The following is a 9,921-nucleotide window of genomic DNA, read 5'->3' as shown; positions in this document are numbered from 1 at the left end:
CCCGATTATATTGGCGAGTTGTTTTATCCGGTGCGCGTGGAGAATACACCACGTTCCATAAGCACTCATAAACTGTGTGCCGTTCAATAAGGCCAATCCTTCTTTTGCCTGAAAATGTATAGCAGGCCAGTTGAATTGCTTGTTGATTTCTTCACCGGTTTTTCGTTCGCGATGTATATATACTTCTCCAAGGCCCAGCATGGGTAACGACAGGTGTGCCAGTGGTGCAAGATCGCCTGAGGCTCCGAGTGAACCCATCTCATAGATTACTGGTAATACATTGTGATTGTACATGTCCAGCAGCCGTTCCGTTGTAACGAGCTGAACTCCCGAGTAACCGTATGCCAGTGATTGTGCTTTCAGGAATAACATCAGCTTCACAATTTCTCCGGGCACTTCAGGCCCTGTGCCGCACGCGTGCGACTTCACTAGATTCTCCTGAAGTTTTTCGAGTTGATCGTGCGATATATTCCGGTTATATAAAGAACCAAAACCGGTATTGATACCATATATAGGCTGATGCGAAGTCGCAAGTTTCTGATCAAGGTATTCGCGGCACTGTATAATTTTTCGTTTCGCTTCTTCCGAAAGCTGCACAGTCTTTTCTCCTGTCAGTATAGATGACAAGTCGTGCAGCGTAAGTTTTTTATCGGAGATGAAGTGAACGGACATGGATGTTTCAGGTTTTAAGTTTAAGGTTCGTGTTGATGTTCAAGGCTCAAGGTTAAAAGTTTCCGGTTAAGAGACAATGAACGTTGAACATTAAACTTTGAATTTGTGAACCTTTGAATTATGCAATCTTCTGGATGATCTGGTCGATGGCTAATTTTTCCTGCTCGCCTTTTACCATGTCTTTGAACGGTAATATACCACTCTTTACTTCTTCAGAGCCTACTACAATGGTATAGGGAATACCTTTTTTGTTAGCGAAGTCAAGTTGCTTTTTGAGTTTAGCCTGGTCAGGGTATATTTCAGCAGCTATACCGGCTTCACGCAGTTTGGTTAATATACCTAAGCTATAGTGAAAGCTTTCGTCATCGAAATGGCACAGCAGTATTTTAGAAGAAGCGTGTGCATCCTTGGCAAATAACTGTAACTCTTCCATGGCATCGTAAATCCGGTCTACACCAAATGAGAATCCTACTCCGGAGAGATTCTCTTTATCGCCAAAAGCTTTTGTAAGGTTATCGTAACGGCCGCCACCGCTAACACTGCCTATACCTACGTTGTTGATCTTTACTTCGAAGATACAGCCGGTATAATAACTGAGCCCGCGGGCGAGTGCTATATCAAAATCAACCTGGTCGGTGGTGGCACCATAACTCTTCAGTATGTTGAACACTTCCCGTAAGTCGCGCAGACCTTTCATGCCTTGTTGTGTTGTGTCCAGGTGCGCTGCCAGGAAAGCTATCTTGTTAGTGATCGATCCTTTTACACTGAGAATGTTGAATAGGGCTGTAAGACTTTTTTCATCAAATCCTTTTTCGCGCAATTCATTCTTAACACCTTCTTCTCCGATCTTGTCGAGCTTATCGATAGCAACAAAGAGTGATGTTTCATTGGTTGCTTTAATGTGTTCGGCTATACCGGAAAGTATACCACGGTGATTGATCTTGATGCTGTAATCCTGAATGCGTAATCCTTTGAAAACTTCTTTGATCATGAGAATGATCTCGGCTTCGCAGATGAGCGATTCCGTTCCTACTACATCGGCATCGCATTGGTAAAATTCTCTGTATCTTCCTTTCTGCGGACGATCCGCACGCCACACCGGTTGTATCTGATAACGCTTGAATGGAAAGCTCACTTCATTCCGATTCATAACAACATAGCGCGCGAACGGAACGGTAAGATCGTAACGAAGACCTTTCTCAGAAATATCGGAAGCCACTTGCCTGGAGTTTCTCGCTTCCAGTTTTTGGCTATCTATATCTTTTAGAAAATCCCCAGAGTTGAGAATCTTGAATAACAACTGATCTCCCTCTTCACCATATTTACCGGTAAGGGTTGAGAGGTTTTCCATAGCCGGAGTTTCGAGTGGCTGAAAACCGTACTTCTGAAATACCTTTCTGATATTGTCGAATATAAATTGACGCTTGGCCATAACAGCCGGTCCGAAGTCGCGCGTTCCCTTGGGTAATGTTGGCTTTTCCATAATATGGCCGCAAAGCTAAACAGGAATTTGAGGATTTGAAGAGGTACCTTCGTGGTGATTTTACAGATTTTAACAGAACATCGGGTTGGTATAAATGAAGTTGATTCGAGGTTGAAAGGGGTATAAAACAAAAAATGGGCTCACCTTTTATGGCACTGAACGAATTTTACCTTTGTGAGAAATTATTTGTATTTTCAAACCGTTAGCTAGTATGAACAGTGATTACGTTATGAACATCAGCCAGATCGAACTATATGACTTATTAAAATCCAAGCTTGGCAATCGCGAGGCGAGGGCGCTGGTGGAGTTTGTGTCTGACAGCGTTTCAGAAAAAATGCAGGAACACAAGCTGGTGCTGGCAACAAAAGAAGATATAAAGAACCTGGAAGTACGCATAGAATCAAGCTTCAAAGACCAGTTAAAGTGGCTTATCGTGCTCATGATGGGCTTTTCTTCACTCATTCTGGCGCTCGTTAAGTTTTTGCCGCTTGTTAATGCGTAATTGTATTAAAATTTCTGAAACTATACTTTGCAATTCCGGAAATACCGGATTATTTTTGCGCTCCTTTTAAAGAAAAGTGCCATGGCAGTAACAAGACTTAAGAGAAAAAACCGTAAGGATAAAGCAAAATCGGCTGTAAGACGCCAGTCGCTGAAAATCCAGAATGCTAAGCCGGTTATTAAGAACGTAGATATCGAAAAGGTAAAAGAAGAATTCAAAGCGAAAGCTGCGAAGAAAGCTTAATCTTATCTTAGTATAACAAAGGAGCCCTGTGCAGAACGTACAGGGCTTTTTGTTTTCCTCCCGAATAGTAAATAGTATTGAACTGTGAGTGAAGCCTCACGCGAACTTCAAATATTTCATTCATGCACCTTGTAAACTGGAACGTAAACGGAATACGCTCAATTATAAAGAAAGATTTTCTGAAGGATGTAAAAGAAATGGATCCTGATATACTCTGTTTTCAGGAGACAAAAGCAGCTGTGGAGGAAGTACGATCTGCTCTTGAATTACTGCCGGGCTATCATACCTATATAAATTCATCCAAAGCCCGCAAGGGATATTCCGGTACAGCTATACTCTCGAAAGAAGAACCGATCCAGGTTACTTATGACATGGGCCTTGAAGAGCACGACCAGGAAGGTCGTGTGATCACAGCCGAGTATCCAACGTTCTTCCTGGTAACAGTATATACACCTAACTCCGGTGAAGGACTTGCCCGCCTCGACTATCGCGAGCGATGGGATAAAGAGTTCAATGAATATATAAACTGGTTAACCCGCAGGAAGCCGGTAATTACCTGTGGCGATTTTAACGTAGCACACCAGGCGATTGATATAGCGCGCCCGAAAGAGAACTATAATAAATCAGCAGGCTATACGCAGCGTGAGATCGATGGCTTTACCAGGCTATTGGAGTCTGGCTTTATTGATACCTTCAGACGCTTCTATCCGGAGGAGGTAAAGTATACTTACTGGAACTATCTTTTTAATGCCCGTACAAAAAATGTAGGCTGGCGCATCGATTACTTCCTGGTATCCGAATCATTAATCGATAAAGTAAAAGATGCTGCGATCTATAATCAGTATCTGGGATCAGATCACTGCCCGGTAGCGCTGAAGATCGAGCTATAGATAGCATTTATAGCAGTGGCAAATGATTGGCGGGAATAGTATCTTGATGAAGAAATCTATTCCCCTAAATACCTGCTATATGAAACAATTCAACGTATTGTTGTTGGTACTATTGCCGTTGTTGGCCTCTGCCCAGATCGGAGGCTCCGATGGATTATCTAACCTGGAGTCAATCAGTTCTGGCTCATCCATGTTTCGCTCCTTCGATAACCGTTTTAAAGGTATAGAAGGATATCCCACTATATTTGAAAATTATGTGCCGGGTAAAATCATTTTAACCCGCGGCAAGGCAGTAGTGCATCCGTTGGTGAATTACGATATCTATAGCAACGAACTGCTGGTTAAAAGAAATGATCAGGAGGTTATCGTTACCAGAAACATGGTAAAGAGTTTTGTTTTGCTGCAGGAAGCTGATTCTCTTTTCTTTGTGAAAGTACGGTTGCCGCAAGGAGAAGTTTTTTGTGAAGAACTCGTAGCCGGCAAAATAAAGCTCTATAAGTTTAACGTGAAGACTGTGCGGCAAGCTTCTAATACCGGTGCCTATAGTGCCGGTAAAACATATAGTCAGTTTGAGGAGGCTGTAAAGTATTATTGGCAGGCAGAAGGTAAAGATATAGCGGAGATCAAAAACAAAAAGTCATTGATCGGTGATCTGAAAACTATCTATGGAATTGATCCGGCTACTTTTATCAAGGATAACGATATCAATCTGAAAGATGCTGCTGATGTACGGAAGCTCTTTGAGTATATAGATTCGAAAATTTAATAAAGTATATAATGGGTATGAAACGGTTATTGCTGGTACTGTTTTTAATGACAGCGTTCCGTTCTTTCGCGCAGTTGGCAACGGAGGGGCAGACGAATTTGAATATGTTAGGTACAGGAAATTATACGGCCCGCACATTTGATGATCGATACCGGGGCGTGAAAGGAACCGTTATGATCGTGCCTGAATTTGTTGTGGGCCGGATCTATATGACGGATGGCAAAATGATTGAATACCCGAAAATGAATTTTGATGCTTTGCAAAACGACTTGATCGTAATGCGAGGCAGCAATGAATATGTCATTCAGAAAAATAAAGTAAAACAATTCAGTTTGTGGACGGGTATAGATTCACTGCATTTTAACCGGGTATCAACGGAACACAGTACATATTACTTTTACCAGCAATTAGTGTCGGGAGATTTTCAATTACTCAAAAAGGATACGAAGATCCTGAAGGAAGCAAATCAACCTAACCCTGCTGCTGTGGCAGGGCGAAAGCAGGATGAGTTTGTAGACAAGGCTACATACTATATACGTGCTCATGATAAACTTCCTGTAGAAGTGCAGAGCAGAAAATCATTGATGAAAGTATTTCCGGTAAAGTACGACCGTGAGCTGGATACCTATATACAGGAGCATAACCTGGATATAAAAAATGAGCAGCATTTGATCATGCTGCTCACGTATTTGAATGAGATTGCTTCAAAGCATTAAATGCGTTCGATCTCGGCACCTATAGCTTTCAAACGTCCTTCTATATTTTGATAACCACGATCGATCTGTTCGATGTTGGATATTTCGCTGGTACCGCTGGCGGAGAGTGCTGCGATTAACAACGCTACCCCTGCACGTATATCGGGTGACGACATCTTTATACCCTTCAATTGATTCTTACGATCCAGCCCGATCACGTTCGCCCGATGCGGATCACACAGGATAATTTGTGCACCCATATCGATCAGCTTATCGACAAAGAACAGGCGGCTCTCAAACATTTTTTGATGAATGAGTACCGTTCCTTTTGCCTGTGTGGCTACTACCAATATAATACTTATCAGGTCAGGAGTAAATCCGGGCCAGGGAGCATCGGCTACGGTTAATATAGAGCCATCGATAAATGTTTCTATTTCATAACGTTCCTGCGAAGGTATATATATATCATCGCCACGAAACTCCATTTTTATACCGAGTCTTTTAAAGATATCGGGAATTATACCCAACATATCGATACGGCAATTTTTGATCGTGATCTCCGATTGCGTCATGGCAGCAAGACCAATAAAGCTTCCGATCTCGATCATATCCGGTAACATCGTATGTTCTGTTCCACCCAGTTTAGCAACGCCCTCTATCGTTAACAGATTAGAACCAACCCCGCTGATCTTGGCGCCCATGCGATTCAGCATCATGCAGAGTTGCTGAAGATAAGGTTCACATGCTGCGTTATAAATGGTGGTAGTACCTTTTGCCAGAACAGCCGCCATCACAACGTTAGCCGTACCGGTAACAGAAGCTTCATCCAGCAGCATATAGCAGCCGGTAAGTTCCGTTGCATCAATGTGAAAAAGATGTTCGCTGGAATCGAAGTTGAATTTGGCTCCGAGTTTTTGGAAACCTAAAAAGTGTGTATCCAGTCTTCGTCTGCCGATTTTGTCACCGCCAGGTTTGGGAAGACTGGCTTTACCAAATCTGGCCAGGATAGGACCGAGTAACATAACGGACCCTCTAAGCGCAGCGGCCTTCTTCCGATATTCTTCTGTTTCAAGAAATTTTGTGTTGATGTTGGCGGAGGTAAAGCGACAAGAGCCATTGCCCAGTCTTTCTACTTTACAGCCGAGGTCGCCAATCAGGTCTATCAGCTTGTTAACATCCACAATGTCGGGGATGTTATGAATCGTGATCGGCTCTGCAGAAAGAAGAACCGCGCTGACAATTTGTAATGCTTCGTTTTTGGCGCCTTGCGGAATGATTTCTCCTTTTAGTTTCTTCCCGCCTTTAATTTTAAATACACTCATCTAACAATAAACTTGTATCAATAACCTGTTGAACAAAACCGTACCTGACTACTGGTCTCTTCTTCTGCGGAAATTTTGGCCGCCACCTTTGTTCTTATTGAACGGACGATGTCCGCCTCCTTGCGAGCGCTGGTGCTGATGACCACCATTGCCTTGTGGTCTTACCTTCTTGCGCTCCTTGTATAGTTTTTCGAACAGATTGTCTTCGCGTACTTTATCGATGGTCATGTTCAATGCACCACCTGACATCTGGTTGATATCACGCAGGATAACAGAGTCATCCAATGGTTCCTTGTTCCAGTTAGCGTAGAAAGTTTTCATCAGTTTGCCAAGGTATATAATGGCATCCTGGCGTTCCTGCGGATCTTCTTTCTTCAACGCTTCCTTCACAAGCTTTTCAATATTCTTACCGTAATGCTTGAAGCGGATATTACTCTGCGGATACTCCACTTTCATGGGCTTTTTGAAAAGGATCTCACGCTCCGGTACCGGGAATGGATTGTTTACATCCAGGTTAAAATCAGCAATGATATACAGGTCATCCCACATACGCTGCGGATCATCACCTTGTTCCTTAATCGTGGGAGTAAGTTGTTTGATAAGCTCTATCAGTGTATAGGATAGCTCAGTGCGCTTTTCTTTATCCGGTATACTTCTGATGTATTCTACCAGTTTCTGAACGTTGCGTCCGTACTCTTTTAAAATGATACCCGGACGTTGGGTGTTGTATTCTCCGATCATAAATTCCTGATAAGTATTATTGGTATTTCTTTAATGGCCCTTAGGCGTTTATCGTTCGTTACAAAGTATTGCATCTGTTATACATCGCACAGGCTATCGGAAGGGAGTCAATGCTTTGAGCGATGTATACTTTGCTGTAAAGTAGCAGATGTCTGTGAATAGTTTTTCCAAACTTGGTGATCAGATCAGTTTTACCCAACAACTTCCTGGGTTTTATTTCCACCACTGCGTAGTCAGATTGCTTGCTGTCAGTTCTGGAAGTTTGTTTTCTTCACTTCCACTGACAAACAAAGCTACAGGATTATATAAAAACACCAAAATCAGTTTTCTACGATACGAAGCTTGGCAAAGCTCAATAGCAGAGTTTTTTCGCCAATTTCAGTAAAGTTGATCTTTGCTTTACGATCAGCCCCCGACATATCCATCTGCAATACGGTGCCGAACCCGAACTTCGGGTGCTCTACTTTCATGCCTTCTTTCAAAGCCGATGTATCGCTCGGAACAAAATCGGCAGGTGCTTTATACGTTGTTGCCTTCGGAGCCGGTGGTGCAGAAGCAACTGTCTTCTTTATACCTGTAACCAGGTTCTTGGCATACTGGCTGCTTGGTGGTGCAGACTCAAGTCCTGCGAACTTGGTGCTTACCTTTATAAAGCTCTGATCAACATCATCCAGGAAACGGCTGGGCTCGCAATTCTTCAAACGTCCGAAGCGATAGCGTGTAAGTGCATAGGAGAGGAACAGTCGCTTTTGCGCGCGTGTGATGGCTACATAAAATAACCTTCGCTCTTCTTCCAGGTCGGCACGACTACTGATCATCATCTGCGAAGGGAAGAGGTCTTCTTCCATTCCTACCATATATACATACTTGAACTCAAGACCTTTCGCCATGTGAATGGTCATGAGTGTTACCTTGTCGGGATCTTTATCTTTATCTTCATCCTGACCGGTAACTAACGAGATCTCCTGTAAGAAAGCACCCAGTGTTTTATCCTGGCGCTCCGGATCATCTACATATTCTTTTATAGCGTTCAGTAATTCCTGAACGTTTTCATAACGGCTTAATCCTTCCACCGTTTTGTCTTCGTAGAGCTCGCGCAGTAAACCTGAGCCTTTGGCAATTTCAAACGCGGCTTCGTAAGCATCCTTGCGTTGCACTTCGAGGGTGAAGCGCTTTATCATCGCTACGAAATCATCAACCGGTCCGGCTACACGCCCGCCAACAAACGGTGTGGAGTTCTGTAATATTTCCCAGATAGAAGTGCCGTGATCATTCGCAGCCACCACAATCTTGTCTACGGTAGAATCTCCTATACCACGCTTGGGTAAATTGATAATTCTTCTGAACGATGCTTCATCCTGCTGGTTGATCGCATAACGGAGATAAGCCAGTATATCTTTGATCTCCTTGCGCTGATAGAAGGAGAGACCACCAACAACTTTATACTTGATGTTCATTCTGCGCAGCGCTTCTTCTATGGCGCGCGACTGACTGTTGGTGCGATAGAGTATAGCGAAGTCGCTGAACTTTAACTGGAACTGCATGCGCTCCTGGAAGATCGAGGTAGCCACCAGTCTTCCTTCTTCATTGTCGGATACAGCCTTGATCAGCTCAATGAGATTACCATCTTCGTTGGCAGTCCATACATTTTTAGGAAGCTGCGCACGGTTACGTTTTATTACCGAGTTGGCGGCCTGCACTATATTTTGTGTGGAGCGATAGTTCTGCTCCAGCTTGATGATCTTCAGATCAGGATAGTCGCGCTCGAAGTTGAGTATATTCGTGATGTCCGCACCGCGGAAAGCATATATACTCTGGGCATCGTCACCCACCACGCAAACATTTTCTTTTACAGAGGCGAGTTTACGGATGATGAAATACTGGCACAGGTTGGTATCCTGAAACTCATCTACCAGTACATATTGAATGCGATGCTGGTATTTATTCAATACTTCAAGATGTTCCTTGAAAAGTTTATCGGTGTTAAAGAGCAGGTCATCAAAATCCATTGCGCCCGATTTAAAACAGCGCATGGCGTAAGTCCTGTATATTTTACCGATCTCCGGGCGAAGGTTAGCGGCATCATCGCCCATTAACTCTGCATTGCGCAGGTAATCTTCCGGGCCAATCAACTTGTTCTTTGCCGAAGAGATGCGATTATATACTGTACTTGGCTTATATACTGTATCGTCAAGACCCATTTCCTTCACGATATTTTTTATAAGCGTTTTGGAATCGTCCGTATCGTAGATCGTGAAGTCATGCGGATAACCGAGGTGATGCGCTTCAGCACGCAATATTCTGGAGAACACCGAGTGGAAAGTTCCCATCCATAAATTACGCGCATCGTGGCCTACAACTTTTTCAATACGCTCGCGCATTTCTTTTGCCGCCTTGTTGGTAAAGGTCAGCGCCATAATGCTAAACGGATCAACATTTTTCTGTTGAATTAAATATGCGATGCGATAGGTGAGTACACGCGTCTTGCCAGAGCCCGCACCTGCAATGAGCATGCAGGGACCATCGGTGGTGAGTACGCCTTCGCGTTGAGGTTCGTTCAGGGTTTCTAAATAGTCGATCATATCAGGGCGCAAATTAAACATTAAA

Annotated in this window: 10 protein-coding genes; 5 read left to right on the top strand and 5 right to left on the bottom strand. The window is 43.5% G+C overall.

Features of this window, described 5'->3' with window-relative positions; translation table 11 throughout:
• Both VIN08_RS22230 and hisS read right to left on the bottom strand, forming a co-directional pair.
• The coding region (locus tag VIN08_RS22230) for an aromatic amino acid ammonia-lyase (RefSeq protein ID WP_331969983.1) at nucleotides 1–672 on the bottom strand (672 nt) is incomplete at its 3' end.
• 118 nt (nucleotides 673–790) lie between these two features.
• A complete protein-coding gene (gene hisS / locus VIN08_RS22225) occupies nucleotides 791–2,155 on the bottom strand; it encodes a histidine--tRNA ligase (protein WP_331969980.1) in 1,365 nt (454 codons plus the stop codon).
• A gap of 211 nt (nucleotides 2,156–2,366) precedes the next feature.
• Between hisS and VIN08_RS22220 the strand changes: the two genes are divergently transcribed.
• The 5 genes from VIN08_RS22220 (at nucleotide 2,367) to VIN08_RS22200 (ending at nucleotide 5,272) form a co-directional block, all read left to right on the top strand.
• Nucleotides 2,367–2,657, top strand: a complete 291-nt coding sequence (locus VIN08_RS22220) for a hypothetical protein (RefSeq protein ID WP_331969977.1) — start codon at nucleotides 2,367–2,369, stop codon at nucleotides 2,655–2,657.
• A gap of 81 nt (nucleotides 2,658–2,738) precedes the next feature.
• The gene (locus tag VIN08_RS22215) at nucleotides 2,739–2,900 is read left to right on the top strand and encodes a hypothetical protein (RefSeq protein WP_331969974.1); all 162 of its coding nucleotides are present in this window, start codon (nucleotides 2,739–2,741) and stop codon (nucleotides 2,898–2,900) included.
• Nucleotides 2,901–3,022: 122 nt separating this feature from the next.
• A complete protein-coding gene (locus VIN08_RS22210; RefSeq protein ID WP_331969970.1) occupies nucleotides 3,023–3,790 on the top strand; it encodes an exodeoxyribonuclease III in 768 nt (255 codons plus the stop codon).
• Between the two features lie 79 nt (nucleotides 3,791–3,869).
• Complete coding sequence (locus tag VIN08_RS22205) at nucleotides 3,870–4,556, top strand: hypothetical protein (protein WP_331969967.1); 687 nt, start codon at nucleotides 3,870–3,872, stop codon at nucleotides 4,554–4,556.
• Nucleotides 4,557–4,573: 17 nt separating this feature from the next.
• Nucleotides 4,574–5,272 carry a hypothetical protein gene (locus tag VIN08_RS22200; RefSeq protein WP_331969964.1) on the top strand — a complete coding sequence of 233 codons (699 nt, stop codon included), beginning with the start codon at nucleotides 4,574–4,576 and terminating at the stop codon, nucleotides 5,270–5,272.
• On the opposite strand, the gene murA is transcribed toward VIN08_RS22200, so the two are convergent.
• The 3 genes from murA to VIN08_RS22185 form a co-directional block, all read right to left on the bottom strand.
• A complete protein-coding gene (gene murA, locus VIN08_RS22195) occupies nucleotides 5,269–6,573 on the bottom strand; it encodes a UDP-N-acetylglucosamine 1-carboxyvinyltransferase (RefSeq protein ID WP_331969961.1) in 1,305 nt (434 codons plus the stop codon). The genes VIN08_RS22200 and murA overlap by 4 nt on opposite strands.
• A gap of 48 nt (nucleotides 6,574–6,621) precedes the next feature.
• A complete protein-coding gene (locus VIN08_RS22190; RefSeq protein WP_331969958.1) occupies nucleotides 6,622–7,314 on the bottom strand; it encodes a DUF4290 domain-containing protein in 693 nt (230 codons plus the stop codon).
• Between the two features lie 320 nt (nucleotides 7,315–7,634).
• The gene (locus tag VIN08_RS22185; protein WP_331969992.1) at nucleotides 7,635–9,893 is read right to left on the bottom strand and encodes an ATP-dependent helicase; all 2,259 of its coding nucleotides are present in this window, start codon (nucleotides 9,891–9,893) and stop codon (nucleotides 7,635–7,637) included.
• Nucleotides 9,894–9,921: the final 28 nt, after the last annotated feature.

Source organism: Ohtaekwangia sp., assembly GCF_036568665.1.
Taxonomy (GTDB): Bacteria; Bacteroidota; Bacteroidia; order Cytophagales; family Cyclobacteriaceae; genus Ohtaekwangia.
Note: the sequence above shows the minus strand (reverse complement) of the source record. Positions and strands in the feature narration are given on the sequence as shown.